The organism is Sphingobacterium sp. UGAL515B_05 (assembly GCF_033097525.1).
Taxonomy (GTDB): Bacteria; Bacteroidota; Bacteroidia; order Sphingobacteriales; family Sphingobacteriaceae; genus Sphingobacterium.
In genome coordinates this window covers 6,252,841-6,271,509 of record NZ_CP109907.1, presented here as the reverse complement: position 1 = coordinate 6,271,509, position 18,669 = coordinate 6,252,841, and the positions used below count along the sequence as shown (strand labels likewise).

At 38.4% G+C, this 18,669-nt stretch carries 14 protein-coding genes and 1 tRNA gene; 9 read left to right on the top strand and 6 right to left on the bottom strand.

The genetic code is table 11. From position 1 onward, the window contains the following. Positions 1–38 precede the first annotated feature (38 nt). The gene (locus OK025_RS26175; RefSeq protein ID WP_317667688.1) at positions 39–2,231 is read right to left on the bottom strand and encodes an FUSC family protein; all 2,193 of its coding nucleotides are present in this window, start codon (positions 2,229–2,231) and stop codon (positions 39–41) included. A 388-nt stretch (positions 2,232–2,619) separates the two neighbouring features. Here OK025_RS26175 and OK025_RS26170 point away from each other — a divergent pair, with 388 nt between their 5' ends. Beyond that, positions 2,620–5,196: a phosphoenolpyruvate carboxylase gene (locus OK025_RS26170; RefSeq protein WP_317667687.1), complete on the top strand. Its 2,577-nt coding sequence runs from the start codon at positions 2,620–2,622 to the stop codon at positions 5,194–5,196. A gap of 75 nt (positions 5,197–5,271) precedes the next feature. Next, entirely contained in the window at positions 5,272–5,814 is a 543-nt protein-coding gene (locus OK025_RS26165; RefSeq protein WP_070570475.1) for a hypothetical protein, read from the top strand. 54 nt (positions 5,815–5,868) lie between these two features. Here the strand turns inward: OK025_RS26165 and OK025_RS26160 are convergent, their stop codons facing one another. After that, positions 5,869–6,018 (bottom strand): hypothetical protein, encoded by a 150-nt coding sequence (locus tag OK025_RS26160; protein ID WP_317667686.1) that lies wholly within the window; start codon positions 6,016–6,018, stop codon positions 5,869–5,871. Positions 6,019–6,179: 161 nt separating this feature from the next. On the opposite strand from OK025_RS26160, the gene OK025_RS26155 reads away from it, so the two are divergent. Continuing rightward, entirely contained in the window at positions 6,180–7,058 is an 879-nt protein-coding gene (locus OK025_RS26155; RefSeq protein ID WP_075991755.1) for an exopolyphosphatase, read from the top strand. A gap of 74 nt (positions 7,059–7,132) precedes the next feature. Further along, positions 7,133–7,216 (top strand) — tRNA-Leu (locus OK025_RS26150). Positions 7,217–8,977: 1,761 nt separating this feature from the next. On the opposite strand, the gene OK025_RS26145 is transcribed toward OK025_RS26150, so the two are convergent. Further along, positions 8,978–9,103, bottom strand: a complete 126-nt coding sequence (locus OK025_RS26145) for a hypothetical protein (protein WP_317667685.1) — start codon at positions 9,101–9,103, stop codon at positions 8,978–8,980. Between the two features lie 218 nt (positions 9,104–9,321). On the opposite strand from OK025_RS26145, the gene OK025_RS26140 reads away from it, so the two are divergent. Continuing rightward, positions 9,322–9,636, top strand: coding sequence for a hypothetical protein (locus OK025_RS26140; protein WP_317667684.1), 315 nt, complete (start codon positions 9,322–9,324; stop codon positions 9,634–9,636). A gap of 467 nt (positions 9,637–10,103) precedes the next feature. Continuing rightward, a complete protein-coding gene (locus OK025_RS26135) occupies positions 10,104–11,057 on the top strand; it encodes a hypothetical protein (RefSeq protein WP_317667683.1) in 954 nt (317 codons plus the stop codon). A gap of 155 nt (positions 11,058–11,212) precedes the next feature. Here OK025_RS26135 and OK025_RS26130 read toward each other — a convergent pair whose 3' ends face one another. Continuing rightward, positions 11,213–11,674, bottom strand: a complete 462-nt coding sequence (locus OK025_RS26130; protein WP_317667682.1) for an SRPBCC domain-containing protein — start codon at positions 11,672–11,674, stop codon at positions 11,213–11,215. A 4-nt stretch (positions 11,675–11,678) separates the two neighbouring features. Next, a complete protein-coding gene (locus OK025_RS26125; protein ID WP_317667681.1) occupies positions 11,679–12,347 on the bottom strand; it encodes a DinB family protein in 669 nt (222 codons plus the stop codon). A 269-nt stretch (positions 12,348–12,616) separates the two neighbouring features. Between OK025_RS26125 and OK025_RS26120 the strand changes: the two genes are divergently transcribed. Continuing rightward, positions 12,617–14,602: a glycoside hydrolase family 97 protein gene (locus tag OK025_RS26120; protein WP_317667680.1), complete on the top strand. Its 1,986-nt coding sequence runs from the start codon at positions 12,617–12,619 to the stop codon at positions 14,600–14,602. Between the two features lie 360 nt (positions 14,603–14,962). Here the strand turns inward: OK025_RS26120 and OK025_RS26115 are convergent, their stop codons facing one another. Continuing rightward, complete coding sequence (locus OK025_RS26115; protein WP_317667679.1) at positions 14,963–17,326, bottom strand: glycoside hydrolase family 127 protein; 2,364 nt, start codon at positions 17,324–17,326, stop codon at positions 14,963–14,965. A gap of 284 nt (positions 17,327–17,610) precedes the next feature. On the opposite strand from OK025_RS26115, the gene OK025_RS26110 reads away from it, so the two are divergent. Together OK025_RS26110 and OK025_RS26105 are read left to right on the top strand one after the other, a co-directional pair. Next, on the top strand, positions 17,611–18,201 hold the full coding sequence (locus OK025_RS26110) for a TIGR00730 family Rossman fold protein (RefSeq protein WP_317667678.1): 591 nt from the start codon (positions 17,611–17,613) through the stop codon (positions 18,199–18,201). Between the two features lie 117 nt (positions 18,202–18,318). After that, the gene (locus OK025_RS26105) at positions 18,319–18,657 is read left to right on the top strand and encodes a hypothetical protein (RefSeq protein WP_317667677.1); all 339 of its coding nucleotides are present in this window, start codon (positions 18,319–18,321) and stop codon (positions 18,655–18,657) included. The last annotated feature ends 12 nt before the right edge of the window (positions 18,658–18,669 follow it).

Below are 18,669 nucleotides of genomic sequence, written 5' to 3'. Positions count from 1 at the left end.
CGCTCATGGTGTAAATGTCGAGAATTTTAAAGAATAAATCAGCTTACAGCTTTTTGCAGTTCATTTTCTGACATTGCTGTGCTTTTAGCGTGTAGATCTTGAACTATTTTATGGAGGTCCTGTGCAATTTTACTCAGAAAGTCCAACTGTTCGGTCAATAGTTGTCCATCGACTGAACTGATATCTGTATTGTCAAATTGATCGTTGGGGATTTCGATTGTTAAAGGAACAAACGCGTTTACGCTGTCCTCGGAATGTAGGAGCTGAATGGATTGCTCCAGGGAGCTCAATGTTTTTCGGATTGCCCTTACGTGGTCCTTATTAATATAATTGTTGTCCATTTCGTCGAGATGGTTCATCAATGTCACCGAAAAGGAGGCTAGAATATGGTTGAATATGACGAATTTATTGACTTCCTTACTATATTTTTGACGCTTTTTGGGTTCAGTAAGCATACGCTGGAATGTGGAGCCCATATTGGCTGTCTCAACATAGACAGCTTTGCGAGTCAATTTGTAATCCGTGATAGAAGGTGCTTGACCTGCAATTTCTTTTAATGCCTGAAAGATATAATTATAGTTGGCGATGAGCAGTTTTCGCATGGATTCCTTGACTTGCATGCTTTCCCAGTTAGGAAAAATTATATAACTGGATAGGAAAGCGATCATGCCGCCGATAAAGGTGTCCAGTATGCGCTCTTTTGTGACATCCAGCGTATTGGCGCTAACAAAGCTCAGCATAATTAATACATACGGTGTCATAAAAAGTACTGCAATAACATAATTGACACGGAATAAGCTATATGCTGTCAAAAAAAAGAATACCAAAAGAACGAATAGTATGGTTGGGTCATGGATGGTTAAAAGAATAAGAGCACCTATAAGTCCACCTATCGTTGTGCCGATGAGGCGCTGGATGTTTCGTTCTTTTGTGAGTCCAAAGCCAGGTTTTAAGATGACCATAATGGTCAGCAGGATCCAGTATACATTGTTTGTGATATTGGTGACCTCGAAGACATAATAAGTAACCGACATGACAATCGCCATACGGCAGGCATGGCGAAATATGGTGGATTTTAGGGTAAGATTTTCCCGAAACTTTTTAAAATCAATTGCAGAGCTTTGAACAAAGCGTTTCGCGTCGTCAATTTCTTTTCGTTTGACATCATCAGGTTGTAGATGCGAGTAGCCATAGATATTTTTGATCCGACGAACCAGATCACGTAAATTGATCAATACCTTTCTTAAAGCAAAAGTGCTATATTGCTGGTTTTTGTCCAGCTGATCAATTTTGGCATGAAGGCGGCTGAGATCTGAATCGAAATCGTATAATGGTTTTGGCTGTGTATTTGTATTGAGTTGATATGCTAAATTATCCAGCTCATTGGTGTATTTTAAGATTACATTTTTGAAATCTTCTAAGATGCCAGTGGGACCAAAGCGCTCACTGATGGTGTTATAATCGTAGTGAGCCGCCATACTTTGCTCAAAGAGATCGACAATATCATTGAAAACAAGGGTTAAGTAACGGCCTACCTTTGTGGTATCTTTTATCGATCGTTTACTTTGAAACAATACATCCCGTAGGTTTTCCTGATGCTGATTGACTTCAACCTGTTTATCGATTAATTTAAGGTAGTTCTTGTCATTATCAATTTTAGCATCATAGAAATTAGCTTTAATTCTAATATAATCCGCAACATAACGAATTGTTTCAGATAGCTCCTGTTCGGCCAAACGGTAGGGGCGTACCTGAGTGATGGAGAGACTAATGGCGATATACCATAGCCCCCCTAAAGTATAGAAACCTAAATAGTTGATGGCTTCAGTAAAGGGGGAGTGAATCTGCACATGGATCAACATCATCAGAATGCACATGAGACCGACATTGGCAGCCCTACCATTAAATACAGCAAACATCGCGAATATAAAGCATGCTGCGCCGATAAATATTGCTAATAGATAAACATTTTGATTGACGATATTAGTCAGAATAAAAGTTAAAGTAGTCAATATGGCTCCCGCAATCATTCCTTTTCTCCTATGGCTAGGCGCTCCGGGTGTATCCGATAGGCCCACCAGAAGGGCTCCCAAAGAAACAATCGTTCCATTGGTAAATTGTCCGATGGTTGCAAAGATTAGGACAGGCACGATACATCCGATGGTAATCCGGAGTCCATCTGCAAAATATTGGCTATAGAAAAAACTTTTTATTTCTTGTGTCTGTTTCATAATGTGTATAGTACAAACTTAGATAAATTGCTTTTCATATTAAAAACAATTGTTCTTCAATGTTTACTCTTTTCGGCGCTGATGATGGCAGGTTCATTTGTTGGATATTATCCCACAAAAGACGATCTTTTTGCATGGGGGCTGAATGAGCGAAGGGTAAAGATCTAATTCTGTTCCCATACGACGCAGTACTAATGTGTTAAAAATGAAAAATTACTAAATTCTGTTAGTATGTTTATAATATTTTAATAGTTTTTTTGATTAATTTATATTTTTTTATTTGTTTAAATATAATATTGTTATATTTGGCTCCGTAGGGTAATTTCAGAGACATTACAGAATATCAAGAGTCACCTAAACTCTCTTGACCACTTTCAAAGATTTAAATATGAAGCAAAGTAAAAATGAAGCCGTCTTTCAGGACGAGGTATTGACACGCTTTGAGCTTTTCAAAAGTTTGTTTTTAACATTGCCATTTCAGCGTGTTAAAGATACCGGTACTTTATTGCCATTTTTTGCAAAGCAATGTGAAAAGGGTGTGGATCAGCATTTAACTCCTGATGAAATCATAAAGAGTTTCTTCGATCAACATGAGGAATTTTCTTCGGAAGAACAACGTATCGATTTGTTGTTTCGATTTGTTCAATATATAGAGCGCCAGGTTGTTTTATTTGATGCGATCGAAGATTCGTCATTTCAGATGGTGGGTCGCGGCGACGATGAAAACGTCTTGGGGGCATTAATTAAAAATGCCGAAGGTAGCGACGATATGCGTCGTAAGATTGTGTCAAAATTGAAGGATTTTTCTGTACGTCTTGTATTGACTGCACATCCTACTCAATTTTATCCGGGACCGGTATTAGGGATTATCAATGATCTTATTGATGCAATCAAGACCAATGATATTCATAGTATCCATCTACTGTTACAGCAATTGGGTAAAACACCTTTCATCAATAAAAATAAACCTACTCCAGTTGATGAAGCTGCAAGCTTAGCTTGGTTTTTGGAAAATGTGTTTTATAAGGTGGCATCGGAAATTCAGTCCTTCATTGACGATGAATTGGATGTCGATACCGAAGAGGTCAAACAATTGATTGAGCTTGGCTTTTGGCCGGGGGGTGACCGAGACGGTAATCCTAACGTAAGTGTTGAGAGCACCAAGAAAGTTGCCGCATTGTTACGTACTATCTTGTTTAGATGTTATTATAGAGATTTCCGTATTGTTAGACGACGTATCACATTTCGAGGAGTGGAGGAGTATATGGAAAATCTGCAAACATTGTTCTACGACAACAGTTTTAATCCAGTCGAACATCCAGCGGATGAAACCGATAATATTATCACCAATCTCAAAGCAATCAAAAATGTTCTGGAGGAATATCACAATGGACTTTTTGTAGAGATCGTTGATGATCTACTCCGTAAAGTGATGACTTTTGGTTGTTTCTTTACCACATTGGATATCAGACAAGACAGCCGCATTTTACGTGAGGCTACCAATTATCTGATTCAACACAACCAGGAAAAGACTGGAATGCCATTGGATTATCTGGCGCTTGGTGAAAATGATAAGCAAAAAGCATTAAAATTCAAAGAGCTTGACCTAACGGTGGGAGAGGATGCAGATCCATTGACGAAGGATACATCCGGCGTAATAAAATTATTAAAGGAGATTCAACGCTCGGGTTCTGAGCGAGCTGCACAACGCTTTATCATCAGTAATTGCCAGCAAGCAAGTGATATTTTGGGACTGCGTCAATTATTTTTATGGTCTGGATGGAAGAAGGATGCTTTAACGATCGATTTTGTGCCCTTGTTTGAGACTGTCGACGATTTGACGAGAGCAGCGGACGTGATGAAAACCTTGTACAGTAATAATGAGTACAAGGCACATTTGAAACGAAGAGGAAACAAACAGACGATTATGTTGGGTTATTCAGATAGTACCAAAGACGGTGGATATCTGATGGCGAACTGGTCGATCTATCGTGCAAAAATCGAACTTACGGCGATATCACGCGAATACGATGTTGATCTGGTATTTTTTGATGGCCGCGGCGGACCTCCGGCACGTGGTGGCGGTAAAACGCAACGTTTTTACGCATCCATGGGTAAAGAGATCGCCAACGATCATATTCAGTTGACGATTCAGGGACAAACAATCAGTAGTCAGTATGGTTCCCTAGATACGGCGCGATTTAATATTGAGCAACTTTTGCACGCCGGCATTATTTCAGATTTGAAACAACGTGTGGGCGATACTTTAACCAAGCATCAACAGGAGATCATTGATAAACTGGCGGAGTTGAGTCATCATAAGTTTATGGATCTACGAACCAATGAATTGTTTTTACCTTATTTGGAGACAATGTCGCCATTGAAGGCATTATCGTCAATCAATATTTCAAGTAGGCCTGTTAAACGTAATTCAGGCCGTGAATTGCGATTGGAAGATTTGCGGGCGATTAGTTTTGTAACCTCATGGAGCCAGCTGAAACAAAATATCCCTGGGTTTTATGGTGTTGGAACAGCATTGCAATGGGCTGAAAAAAATAACCTGTGGAAGGATGTACAGCAATTATATGTTTCATCGGGATTTTTCCAGACATTGATCGACAACTGTATGATGTCGATGACAAAGTCAAACTTTGATATTACAGCATATATGAAAGATGATCCTATTTATGGTGATTTTTGGAAAACGTTGTATGCCGAGTATCAGATAACAAAAGAATATTTGTTAAAATTGAGCGGAACCTCAAAATTGATGGAGAATTATCCGGTGGATCGTGAATCGATTTTAGCGCGGGAGGGAATTGTACTACCATTATTGGTTATACAACATTTTGCTATTCGTGCATTGAATTCGGATCAGCTGACTGATGCACAACGTGAAGATTATTCGAAGTTAATCGCGCGTACAATCTTTGGCGTGGTGAATGCCGGAAGAAATGTTGCGTAATTTTTCTTTCTTTTCACGGATAGGGTTTCGGAGAACATATATTTTATCTACTTTTGTATAATTAACAAAATTGATATGAAGATTAATAAGTTATTTATTGTTGCGGCTTGTGCGGGTACATTATTTGCATCTTGTGGTCAAACAGCTGCAGATAGACAGCGTCAATACTCTAATGCATCCTTGGCGGATGGTGATGCCTTTGCAATGATTAAATTCGTTGGCGAAAATGGAAACTACTTGGTAAACCTTGCCGATGTAGCTGCAAAACAATCTACCTCAGCAGAGGTGAAAAATGTAGCTGCAAAGATTAAAGAAGCTTACGCGACAGTATTGCCAGAATTGGACAATTTAGCGAAAGAATTACATGTTGGCGATGCACAACGTGGTGTGCCTGCATTTCAAGTTCCTGCCTCAATTGGTTCGGACAGTACAGCTGCATTCAACGATAAAGCATTTTTAGCACTTGTAGTTGAAAAACAAGGTGAGATCAATACAAGATTGTCTCATGAAGAACACAATACAAACAAAGACGTTATTCATCTTTCGGAAGAGTCTTTGAAAAAAGTGGAAGAGATCTATAAATTAGCTGGTGGTAAAGTTGAAGAACACCATCATTAAGAAATAAGGTAAATAGAAGGAAAGGAGTATTCATTAAAATGAATATTCCTTTTTTTATGAGTTTTTTGCTGGCAATAATGGATTTTCTGTATGGATTTGTTCCAGGTACTGCGTTTCGACAGGATATGCTATCTGATCCTGAGTCAGTTGATTGTCAGCGAGATAATTTTGTCGGGAAATGAGGTCATATTTTTGATCAAACATGAATTTTAGTTGTTGTAAGACAATATTAGGTATTGTGTTGGCAAGAATTCCCTGTAATAATCGTTTGTTATTTGTTAAATTAATGATAACTTAACATTTGTATAACATAGTTTTTAATAACTGTGTTTATTTTAGCGTAATTTAATGAAATCGTATATAAAGTGAGATACGCCGCAATAGATATAGGCTCCAATGCAGTCCGTCTTTTGATAGCTGACATTATAGGACAGAAAGATCAATATAATTTTAAGAAAAATACACTGTTACGTGTTCCACTCCGTTTGGGAGATGATGCATTTATTCATCAGGAAATTTCACCAAGAAAAGCCGAGAGTTTGATCAAAACAATGAAGGCTTTTCGGGAGTTGATGGATGTTTATCACGTGGAGGACTATATGGCCTGTGCGACTTCGGCCATGCGTGATGCGCGAAATGGGGCCGACATTGTTGCGGAAGTCAAGAAAAATGGTATAAACATCGATATTATCGAAGGGGCAAAAGAGGCTGAGATTATTTATAATAGTCATTGGGATAATAAGATGGAGAAAGATAAAGTTTATCTTTACATTGATGTTGGTGGTGGTAGTACGGAATTGTCGTTATTCGCCAATGGTGTTTTGGTAAACTCTAGATCTTTCAACTTAGGGACGATCCGTATTTTGGACAATCAGGATAAGACAGAAACCTGGGATGAATTGAAAGAATGGGTGCGAAGCAATACCCACATGTATAAGCAAGTGGTTGGGATCGGTACTGGCGGAAATATTAATAAGCTTGCGCGTCTTTCCAATGAAAAATTGGATAAACCATTATCTTATGCCAAATTGAAAGCGGTATATGAACATTTATCTTCCTTTTCTTTGAAAGAGCGTATCATTTTATTGGGTTTGAACGAAGATCGTGCGGATGTAATTATACCAGCAAGTGAGATTTTCCTGACGATTATGAAGCACGGCCGCCTAAAACAAATCATTGTTCCACGGGTTGGACTTGTCGACGGTGTAATTAGAACCTTGATCAATAGGAATTTAGTAAAATAATGCTGTAAAAAGCGATTTTCGACTTGTAAAAGAGCGAAAAATCTTTATTTTTGTGATACCAAAGGTGAATATGAGCCCAGGTGGCGAAATTGGTAGACGCACCATCTTGAGGGGGTGGCGCTCGCATGGGCGTGGCAGTTCGAATCTGCTCCTGGGCACTTAAGGAGACACTAGTTAATAGTTGTCTCCTTTTTTTATGAACAAAAATATATATCACATCCAAGGCATATGATAAATTTGATAATAATAAAGCCTTATTGGTTTATTTGGATAAAAATTATTCAAAATATTTCCTTGCTCTTCACGTTGGTGTTATTAGGAGGCTCGGCAATCGTATCCTTTGTTAATAATGTTACAACTATTAACATTGATTTCAATCCCCTGATGTATTTTCTGTTTTTTCTTTTTGTTTTCCTTATTTCTTTTTTGCTGGATAGTTTAATAAAAAGGGAGTCCCTAATTCAGCTGGATTTAGATGATAAAAATCAGGCGAACGATATCTATTTACAGGTAAATATATATAAAGGATATCCATCCTATTGGGGACATTTCATTAAGATGTCTCATCATAACTCAAAGAAAAAATATCTTTTTAGATATGATAGCGATTTTGTTAAAATTATACCAAGAAAACAGATAAAGTATACAAATTGGCACCCTTTAATTTTAGAAAAAACTTCAAAAGTATTAAAAGAATCTTTAAATCTATTTTAGGCTATAAATTGATCTTCATGAAAATTAAAACAATAGTATAAATTATCAGTAGTCTAACTGCATATTTAAAAACAGTATGACCGTGTTCAATAACCCAAGTATTATACTGCTCTTTTTTCGATAGCCTTACTGGCATTTTCCCTTTTGAATATAGGATTAACGTGATAATAACAATATAAAATAAAAAAGACATAAATATTTATTATAGTATTCTTCAATGGCATTTTTATGTAAACGAATAATATTTAATCCAGCTTGCCCTATTATCTTCCAATTTTGAGGGTTAGTGGTCAAATTTATTAAATTAGTTCTAGACAGACTAAAAACGCCTAATAGTTGCATTTTTTGTGACGCTTCGGGGCTAAAACCAAGTCCTAGTAACCTTAGTCCATTAGGAGGAGCGTCTTTCAAAATTCATTATCAGTCCAGGTTCGTATTAAAATTTATTGGAAGGCTGGTTAACCGACTCTCCCTATCAAATAAAAAATAAGCTCCTCAAGTTGAGATCCCTCTGTTGGTGCGGCATGGGCGCATGTTAGCAAATGAATCTATCAGCTCTTTTTGATTTCAGATTGTGTACGAACGATCTTATCAAATATAGGTTTATGAACAATAAAATCAACAAAATAATGGTTAAGGATGAAAAATCAATAAATGTCGAATTTTTATGCTTTAACCATGAAATCAGTTCTGGATCTTTTAGGCTGATACAATTATCCGTGGAAGCCTTCTTAACATTTTCATTAATAATTATTTGATGGTCTGCCTTTATTTCAACTGTTGTCCTTACGCTGTCTTGCCGCGAAACTACCAATACCCTAGTATGATTAAATTAAATACTATCAAGTTCCCCCAGTACAATTTGTTCCGGAGCGATTCTTTTATTTTTATGAAGAACCAAAAGTGGTAAAAATAGCAGAAAATAATCCGCTTTTGGAAAATGTAGATCAATATCTGCAAGCCATTAAAAATATGAAGTACACTGCGTTCGTATGGCCTTTTGCCAGCGTTTAAGTCCGGAAAAAATAGGTTTATTTTTTCCGGACTATATCTTACATATAAAGTACAGATATAGCACTTTTTACGCAAACCTAGTGTAAGAAAATAGGTCAAGGAAAAATGTAGAAGAATAGTGCTATAAATCTGTTGAAAATTTCTACGTTCTGTATAGTTCTAGTATTGTTACCTAGTTAAGGCAGTGTAGTTTAGTAGATCAGGTCATAACTAATAGTTCTCGCTAATTTATGTTGGTTAGTCTTCTGAGCAACAAAACTCAAATCCCGGTCGTTTTGGATGTCTGCTAAGTCAATACCATGTCTCTTGTTTTTCATTGAAATTGGTTTGAAATCAGAGGGATCTAATTGTATAAGAAGCTGTTTCACATAAAATGTTTTTCGCGAATAATAAGCTAACAGCCACGGATAATGAGTGAAAGATTACGAATAATAAATAACCAAAAAATTAGTTAAATCTGTTTTTATTTTTACTTCCATAGGATGAAAACATACCGAAAAAGTATGCTATGGTTTAACAAAAAAATCTAAAAACAATGAAAAAACTAATGATGAGCCTGATCGCGGTCGCTCTGCTATCTACTGCTGCTTCTGCAAAGACAACTGAAAAAGCACCGAAAGAAAATGTCAATGCTAAAACAACTACTTATCGTCTTCCCAAAACAAACACTTTCGTGAAGGTCACCGAAGAGATCAAAGAAAGCGAAGGTCAATTGACACATTGTATTTTTGTGTTGAGCTTTTACGATTATGATACCGCGCAATTGGTAGGCACGCATACTTCCGAGACCTATACAAATGGTGGTTGTGGATCGTTTTTCAAAGCGTGTAGAGCATTTTGGGGTGTTTAATATGGCGCGGATAACTGGTTGATTTGAGCTAGCTTTATGAATTCCGGTAGTTCTTCCGTATTATAAAGGAATAAATTTAAGCGGAGTATAAGCTCCGCTTTTTTATTTGTGTTGCATTACATTCTTGTCTTTTTTATCTCGCTGAAGCTACCTTTTTATAGGTCATAAAGCTCAATCTTTTGATTGTGTTCTGATTCCAAACGCTAATAGAAATGTATAGTGTGGAGTTTGAAAAGGTGATTTAAATTATAAAAATTTCCATAAGAGGTGTAATGTGTTGGATTGATGTAAAAAAACATTATCGTAGCTTATTGTATTTAATTTATCGGATAAAAAAGTGCGAATAGCCCTCTTTTTGATGATAACGAAATTTGAAACCGAAGAACTTTAATATGCACACTAGATATTTTTTACTTCTTCTTAGCTCACTGGTATGGCTAAGTTGTACAAAAGATCCCATCGAGCCAATGATAGAGCCCCCGGAAGTGGTCCCCACGGATACAACCAAAAATAAACCAACTGTTCCGCCAGATAAGTATGAAATTCGAAAAGTAGAGTTTCAGATGAATAAACTGTTCGCTGATGACTATATTGATGAAAAGGTTTTTCTGGGCGGACTTTGGAGCCTCAAAGATACCCTTGATGGTCCGCGGCTAGAAAGCCTGGAAGCAAAAGCAAAAAAAGTTAAATTTCATTTTTTATCTTATAACGATTTCTCCGTAGATATGGGTTTTTTTGAACCCAGCTATGCGAATGGCCTTGCTTATGCCAATAAGTTTGAAAAATCGAAACAGGCAAGCAGCATGAATTTCTCCTCCAGCACTTTTGAAGATTATGCCGAAATACAGGGATTTCTTGGTAATTCGAAGGATGTAAAGAAGGCCTTATCCCTTGTAAGACATGCCGATTCCACGACGATCAGTAAACCCAATAGTACCCTTCGGATAGGCAATCTCAATAGGCTAACTATTTATATTGATCACACGGAATATTTTGACGCCTACCCCGAATCGGAGGTTGCGGTTTTGACCAAAGCCGGCTATTCTCCCTATGTACTTGCTTCGGTGACGTATGGTACTCATATGATTTTGATGGGAGAAACTGATTCAACACGGGCAAGGCTCAATACAGCCATAGACAAAATACTGGAAAAGAAAGCACTGGATGATATAGATACCAAAGTTCTGGATTGTAGTAATCTGCTGATCTACTATCGTGGTGGCGGAAAGAATAGTTTTATTCAGTATCCAAAAGGAGCCCAGGCCATTGGGACGGCACTCCGCGATATGCTTCTTTATGTGAGTCAGACGGAAAACATCTTTAATTATCCACTTACCTATGACTTCATGAGTCTCAAGGATTATAGTACGTTAAAGTATTACAATATTTTTGATATTCACTTCAAAAAGAAAGTAAACTAATACTAAAATATAAAAGACATATTTTAAGACAGTTGACTTTATGAAGTTTGCTTAAGTGGATAAAGCAAAAACATAAGAAAGGGGATTTTTAGATCCCCTTTTTTATTGAGTCAATATGTTTTTGAACAGTCTGAGGAGGCTTAATCATTAAGCCCCTAATTTAACTTATTAGTTTCACTCAAGTCTTTTAAAAGCTGCAAGGCCGCCGGCCAAGCTTCATTAAAATAATCGATGTACTCGTCGTTTGTATCGACATCTACTTGCAATTCAGTATGTCCACCGATGTCTGAAAAAGTATAGTTTTCTAACGCTCCTGCCCAATCTTCAACAGTTGGTCCGGATAAAATTTCCTGGCCCTTATCTAAGATGCCAAGGTGGCGAATAGATACATATGAATTTGGAATATATTCAGCAATCTCTGCTACCATCCCGCCTTTTTCACCATTTTCATTGACGCCGGTAAAATGAATTCTTTGTCCCTTTTCCCAAACGCCTTCGAAATCAGAACTCGGATTGAACGCACTGGTCCATTGTTTGTACGTTTCTTTATCGAGCATTGTTTTAAAAACTCGCGACACAGGAGCATCAATCTTAATTTGATAGGTCAATTTCTTCATCTTTCTATTGTTTTGGAAAATTGGGATCGGCTTTTATTTCAGCGATCTGTTTGGTATGACGTGCACAATGTGCAGCGATAAACATCAGGGCTTGATAACCATCAATAGGGCCGGTAGGGGAGTCGCTGACATGATTTCTAAGATCTTCTGCATCAGCTTTTTTGATATAATCAAGTACTGGCTGACGCGCGGCATTGAAATCAGCGAGTGCCGTTTTCACATTTTTATAAATTCCCTCCGGCTGGAGTTCCTTGGGTGCCTGATATTTGTGACTCCTGTCTGTGAGTGCATTCTTGAGATTGTCGTCGGTCATCTTGATCTCTTTCCGCCTTTCAGGTTGTGGATCTTGATCCAGACCTTTTTTTGCCATGTCAAATATCATTCGTTCTGAACGAATGATATGTTCAAGGCATTGACTGATAGACCATTTGTCAGGCGCTGGTTTAAATTGGAGCTGCGCTTCGCTTAACCCCGCAACCTGCTTTTCAAGGTCAGCAGTTGTTTGGTTAAAGTATTGTAATAGCGAGTCGGTTCCCACATAATTACGTTTTAAGCTCTGTTTTTTTAATATCAGCGCAATGTTTTGGTTCTTTTGCTCGAGCAATAATCGTGATTTAGCTGACGATGGAGCTAAGGAAGCCGTTGCTATACTTGCAATTGCTATCATGTTCATAATTAGATTCATAGTTTAATACGTGTTAAATTCGTAAAAATAAATGTCACTACTTCTTTACAATTATAACACATTTTTGTTTTCTATATCTTTCCATAAGGCAAGAAAAGGCGGGGAGGCTGCCTCCCTGATCAGAAGGCAATTATTCCTTAGATAGTGGTATCAATTGTTGGATAAGGGGCGTATTGTTTAATAAGTGTTTTTTATACATTTATTAAAATAAAACCTTATCTTTAACAGAAAAACTAACCTACTATTTGAATTAATCTATGTTAAATCACAATTATACGCGCTATTTTAGACGTTTACTATTAAAACCTTATGTTCTGGTATGTATCATGTCTTTATTGGGTACAATTGCTGTGGCGCAGCAGACATCGGTATCTAGTCCTGATGGAACTTTGACCGTTAATTTGGATCTGAAAAACGGCAATCTATTTTATGAGGTTATACTGGAAGGGAAAACGATGCTGGAAGCTTCGCCGCTTGGGCTCCAAAGTAAGACGATAAATTTAAGTGATAATTTGCATCCAATAGTAGAAAAAAGAGCTGAAATTTTGACTAATTATAACGAATCAAAAATCAAGCGTAGTCAGGTAGCGTATAAAGCGAATGAATTGCGTTATTTGTTGGAGAATGCTTCAAAGCAACAGGTTGAGGTTACTTTCCGCGTTAGCAACAACAATATAGCCTTCCGATATTATGTGCCTCAGGCGGGCGAGCCGGCGAACTTTGCCTTAATAAAGGAGGAGAGTGGTTTTAAATTTCCACTCATTACAACAACATTTTTAACGGCCCAAGCTTCCCCGATGATAGGCTGGATGAAAACAAAGCCAAGTTATGAAGAGGAATATCAGGCAGATCAGGTCTTAGGGGTACCTTCGAAGTATGGTGTTGGATATACTTTTCCTGCGCTCTTTCGTGTTGGGGATCGTGGATGGGTACTTGTTTCGGAAACTGGTGTATCAAGTGCTTATTGTGCATCCAAGTTAAGCGAAGGTACCAAGGATGGTCTTTATAGTATTGCTTTCCCGGAAGAAGGGGAGAACAATGGCATTGGACGTGCCGCGCCCACAATGTCATTACCCGGTTATACACCTTGGCGCACACTGACTATCGGAAGCAGTCTAAAACCCATTGTGGAGACGACCATTCCTTTTGATGTTGTTGAGCCGCAATATCCGGCGTCGAAGAAATATGAATTCGGACGATCGACATGGAGCTGGTTAGAATGGCAAGATGGCAGTATTAATTTTGAAGACCAAAAGAAGTTTATTGATCTGTCAGCTTCAATGGGTTATGAATTTGTATTGATCGACAATTGGTGGGATACTAAGATCGGCCATGAAAAAATTGAACAATTGGTGGCTTATGGAAAGGAGCGGGGCGTAGGTATTTGCTTGTGGTACAATTCGAACGGATTCTGGAATGACGCACCACAAACACCAAAAAATAAAATGAATACTTCGATCGCACGTAAAGCCGAGATGCAATGGATGCAGGGTGTAGGCATTAAAGGAATTAAAGTTGATTTTTTTGGAGGTGATAAACAGGAAACACTTAAGCTTTACGAAGATATTCTTTCGGACGCAAATGATTATGGATTAACAGTTATATTTCATGGATGTACTTTACCGCGGGGTTGGGAGCGTATGTATCCGAATTTCGTGGGTAGCGAAGCTGTATTGGCCTCCGAAAACTTGATTTTCACACAACATGCAAATGATACGGAGGCCTTTAATGCGACTTTACATCCATTTATTCGCAATGCCGTGGCGGCAATGGATTTTGGTCCAGTTTTGCTGAACAAACGTCATAACCGTGAGAATAACGGTGGTACTATTCGCAAAACGACAGAAACATTTCAATTGGCAACAGCGATTTTATTTCAGACTCCAGTGCAAAATTTTGGATTGACACCCAATAATTTACAGGAAATGCCAACCCATGTGATTGATTTTATGAAACAGGTACCTACAACTTGGGACGAAACAATTTTTATTGATGGTTATCCTGGTAAATATGTCATACTTGCCCGGAGAAAGGGCGATACATGGTATGTAGCGGGTATAAATGCCGAGGGCAAAGAAAAGATTGTATCGGTGAATTTGCCCATGTTGAGTACGGATGCGGTCCAACTAATCGACGATAATATCGCCCGGGAATCAAAACAGAAACAAATTCGACTTTCCAAAACAAAGACCATCAAATTGACATTACAACCGGATGGCGCAGTTGTTTTAATCGGAAAATAAAACAACTGCGCTCTTCTGACTAACTGAATTGTTCTTGATTAATTCAGTTATCAAGACTAAGTGAATCACTTGTGACTAGTGGAAACTTTCTCAAAGCTTCCATTAGTCAGGACGAAGTGTTCGAACTTCTAGGATCTTGTGGCTTGTAGATCCTGCCCCAGTCTTGATCAATTGAATTACTCCAGTCGAAGGAAATGACTCCTGACTAATGGAGTTTACTTTATAGATCCATTAGTCAGGACGAAGAGTTCGGATTTCTAGGATCTTGTGGCTTGTAGATCCTGCCCCAGTCTTGATCAATTGAATTACTCCAGGCGAAGGAAATGACTCCTGACTAATGGAGTTTACTTTATAGATCCATTAGTCAGGACGAAGAGTTCGGATTTCTAGGATCTTGTGGCTTGTAGATCCTGCCCCGGCCTTAATTTTTAGTTCTATTTTGGTTTTACCTGTACCATCACTGGGAAGCTGTATACGTATTGTTTTAATGGTTGACTTCTCATCCTTGTCTTCCAGTGTGCTGATGGTTTTACCATCGACCATAACCTCTGTTACCCTTGATGAGTTGTCTGCCAGCAATTTGATTGCTATCAGTTGGGTCTCGGGCGTTATTTTCATCACATAACTAAACCAGTCTTTTGTATCGCGCCAGTGTGTATCGCCGAATGCCCCAGCATTGCTATTTTGCTCGCGAAAAAAGTGATCTGATTCAGGCTGTTGCTCTCCAGCGACGACCTTATCGACTGTTTTGGCAGCTAGCGCTAAGCTTTCCGTTTCGTCGGCGCTCATTTTTTCCTGTAGCGCCTGTAATTCCTTTTCTGTTGCTTGAGGCCAATAAATCATATAACGGGAATCATGAATACCGAAAAAGGGTTCTATTTCCATTTGAATACCTTTTTTTCCCAAATAAAGGTCTGAGAGCGTAAAGTGTAAGGGCTTTGATGCTATTGGTTTTACAAGTGCCGGAATATTGTTCGGCTCAGCTTTAAGAATTGGGAGATCACTTAAAGGGATTTGTTTTCCCGATGCAATGTGCCCCATTCGGCTGTCATCGGCTTGAAGTCCCAAAAGATCTTCCTGTCCAGTACGGGCACCCAAAACAAGAGGTCCATATAAAATACTATAATAATTGCTTTTATCAGGCAACTGCTCAGTATGTATCCCCATAGGCAATTCAAGACTGACGATATCACCCTTTCGCCATGTACGTTTGATTTGGATATGCTCATTTGTTGAACTGAAATTGTGGTAGGGCTTTCCATTGATCAATACATGGGGAGCTGCGGTCAGCCAGTTGGGTTTACGAATAAACAAGCTGAATGAAGTCGGTTTTTTTGGGTTGATTTGAATGCTTGTGTTAGCTTCTTTCGGAAAGCTCGTTTCTTGAATGACTTCGGTGTTTTTCTCTTTCCAATCCAAGCGTGAAGGAATAAACAAATTGACGAATAAGTCATTGTTGCGTTTTGCATAGATCATTTCACCATATTTGGCGTGGTTTTCCATCCCTGATCCAACGCAGCACCACATACTTGTCTGTGTTTGTGAATAAACGCGATAATGCCCCGGACGGATTTGTGTGAAATAAACTAATCCACCATGTTCGGGATGTTGTGTCGATAAGATGTGGTTATAAAGAGCACGTTCATAAAAATCGAGGTATTTTCCTTGCGGATCGGTTTGGTAGAGCATTTTTGTGAGCCGTAACATATTGTACGTATTGCAGGTTTCAGGTCCCTCAATGCTGTATAACATTTTTGAAAAATCGTCTGTTGGGTTAAAATGCTCACTCACACTATTTCCACCAATAGCAATCGAGCGATGTTCGACAACATTATCCCAAAAGTACCGAACAGCCTCAGCCCATTTTTCGTTGTGGGAAAGGTCGGCGATGCGTTTAAAACCGAGAACTTTTGGAATTTGTGTATTTGCGTGCAATCCTGTTAAATTGTCTTGATGTGCTAATAAGGGCTCAAGTATGGATTGATGACTGAATTTACGAGCCAGCTCGAGATAAGTCTGATTTTGGGTAATTGCAGCGACATCAGCAAATGTTTCGTTCAGTCCACCGTGTTCACTTCGTAACATCTCCTGTATTTGAGCTTCGGAAAGTTGACCAACCAACTTAAGCGCCCAATCAGTCATCTGAATAAGCATGTCTTTCGCAGATTCATTGCCTGTCAACAAGTAGGCATCTCGCAGGCCAGCATACGTTTTGTGTATATTATATAGCGGTACCCATTTTCCATTCAAGTTAAAGCTACCGGCGTTGATCCGGCCTTGTTGAATCTCTGTCCAAATAATTTTACCCCCAGGTACTCCGCCAATGTATCCATTTCCGTTTGCATCCTGACAACGTTTCAAGTTGCTGAGCATATAGTCTAGGCGTTCCTTGATGCGTAGGTCTCCGGTGGCGGCATACATATGAGCAAGCGCTGAGAGATAATGACCTCCGATATGACCATCTAATCCTGTATTTTCCCAATTGGTATATGAGTCTTTTTTAAGTGGTAAATTGGCTTCGCGTAAAAATGGAGCCAGCAATCGGTCCGGGTCCATTTCCAATAAATAATTGATGTCCAGATCTTCAGCATGTTTAAAAATACCAGGTAATAACCTTACCTCGCTTAAATCGAAATAATTTAATTGAGGAGTTGTTTGAGCAGATAGCGCTAGACTAAATAAGCTTAAGAGAGCACTGTGCAAAAATTTGTTTTTAAAGATCATATGGACTGAAATTATCATTTGTTATTAACAAGATCTGATGAGCTTGTCTGGTTAGCCGTTATGTATGAAAAAGATCGGTAAATCAAAGATATTAAATGTGTTATTTATTTTAAGTGTTTTTTTTACATTTATATTTATGAGAGAAAATAATGAATAGGTTTAGATTTTATTTGTCTGATAATTAGCGTGTTGTTTTTTTTGTGTTTAGGAGCATAAAATCTTGGCTGACTGATAGGATAGCAATAAAAAAGAGTTGATCCGTTTATTTTTAGCTATACTTGTATATGAATAAAGTTAAAAGTATTGTTATTTTTTGTGCTTCCAGTTTAGGAAATTCGGCCGTGTATGAAGAGCAAGCCTCCTATGTGGGAAAGGTTTTGGCTGAATATGGTATCCGTTTGGTTTATGGTGGCGGAAGGGTTGGCCTAATGGGGGCTGTTGCGAATGGAGCTCTTGCACACGGAGGTGAAGTAATAGGTGTGATTCCCGATTTTTTGAATTCGAAAGAAAGAGAGCATAGGGGTGTAACAAAGCTGATTACTGTAGATACCATGCATGATCGTAAACGAATTATGAGCGATTACGCCGAAGGGGTTATTGCTCTGCCGGGCGGTTTTGGTACCTTGGAAGAACTTTTTGAAATGATTACATGGGCTCAATTGGGTTTACATAAAAAGCCAGTTGGCTTATTAAACATCAATGGATTTTATAATCATCTAATTCAATTTATTGATCACATGGTCGAAGAGGGGCTACTTAAGCAGGAAAATCGAGCAATGTTATTGGTCGCTGATAGGATTGAAGAGCTGATCGAGAAGATGCAACAATATGAAGCACCACTGGTTCCAAAATGGATTGAGAAGAATGAAATTTAGGACCTCAGTAATTCTTATGCTATCTTAAACCCGCTCCTATTCCTGACTAATAGCATTCTTATCGCTCGCCCATTTGTTGGAAATGATCATAATGCTTTTCTTACCCTTCAGAATCGATTGGAAGACAATTGGCTTTTGACTGCCAAGTTAGCCTATATCCGTAGTGGATATGATGGAAAGTTGTTTTGGGTAAATGCAGCGAATAGGAAAGATAAAGATATTCTTGATCGTCATCTGGTCTATGATTCAAACAGCTACGCGATTTTTTCTACCCAAGCCTATATGAACGGACTTAACGCCAAGTTTGGGGCTAAGCTATTCTGTGGATCCAAATATCTCATTCTATACTCTCCACGATCAAAGTTATCTTCCTCCAACAGGCACCGCGGTAGATGGCTCATTGTTAAAACCATTAAAAGGGATCAATTATGCTTATACACAAACAACGTGTTGTAGAAGTGATTTATC

Coding starts and splice junctions, on each gene's coding strand:
- OK025_RS26170 (WP_317667687.1), top strand. CDS start 2,620: ATGAAGCAAAGTAAAAATGAAGCCGTCTTTCAGGACGAGGTATTGACA.
- OK025_RS26125 (WP_317667681.1), bottom strand. CDS start 12,347: ATGAACATGATAGCAATTGCAAGTATAGCAACGGCTTCCTTAGCTCCA.
- OK025_RS26120 (WP_317667680.1), top strand. CDS start 12,617: ATGTTAAATCACAATTATACGCGCTATTTTAGACGTTTACTATTAAAA.
- OK025_RS26140 (WP_317667684.1), top strand. CDS start 9,322: ATGAAAAAACTAATGATGAGCCTGATCGCGGTCGCTCTGCTATCTACT.
- OK025_RS26145 (WP_317667685.1), bottom strand. CDS start 9,103: ATGAAAAACAAGAGACATGGTATTGACTTAGCAGACATCCAAAACGAC.
- OK025_RS26115 (WP_317667679.1), bottom strand. CDS start 17,326: ATGATCTTTAAAAACAAATTTTTGCACAGTGCTCTCTTAAGCTTATTT.
- OK025_RS26135 (WP_317667683.1), top strand. CDS start 10,104: ATGATAGAGCCCCCGGAAGTGGTCCCCACGGATACAACCAAAAATAAA.
- OK025_RS26110 (WP_317667678.1), top strand. CDS start 17,611: ATGAATAAAGTTAAAAGTATTGTTATTTTTTGTGCTTCCAGTTTAGGA.
- OK025_RS26130 (WP_317667682.1), bottom strand. CDS start 11,674: ATGAAGAAATTGACCTATCAAATTAAGATTGATGCTCCTGTGTCGCGA.
- OK025_RS26160 (WP_317667686.1), bottom strand. CDS start 6,018: ATGTTTGATCAAAAATATGACCTCATTTCCCGACAAAATTATCTCGCT.
- OK025_RS26175 (WP_317667688.1), bottom strand. CDS start 2,231: ATGAAACAGACACAAGAAATAAAAAGTTTTTTCTATAGCCAATATTTT.
- OK025_RS26165 (WP_070570475.1), top strand. CDS start 5,272: ATGAAGATTAATAAGTTATTTATTGTTGCGGCTTGTGCGGGTACATTA.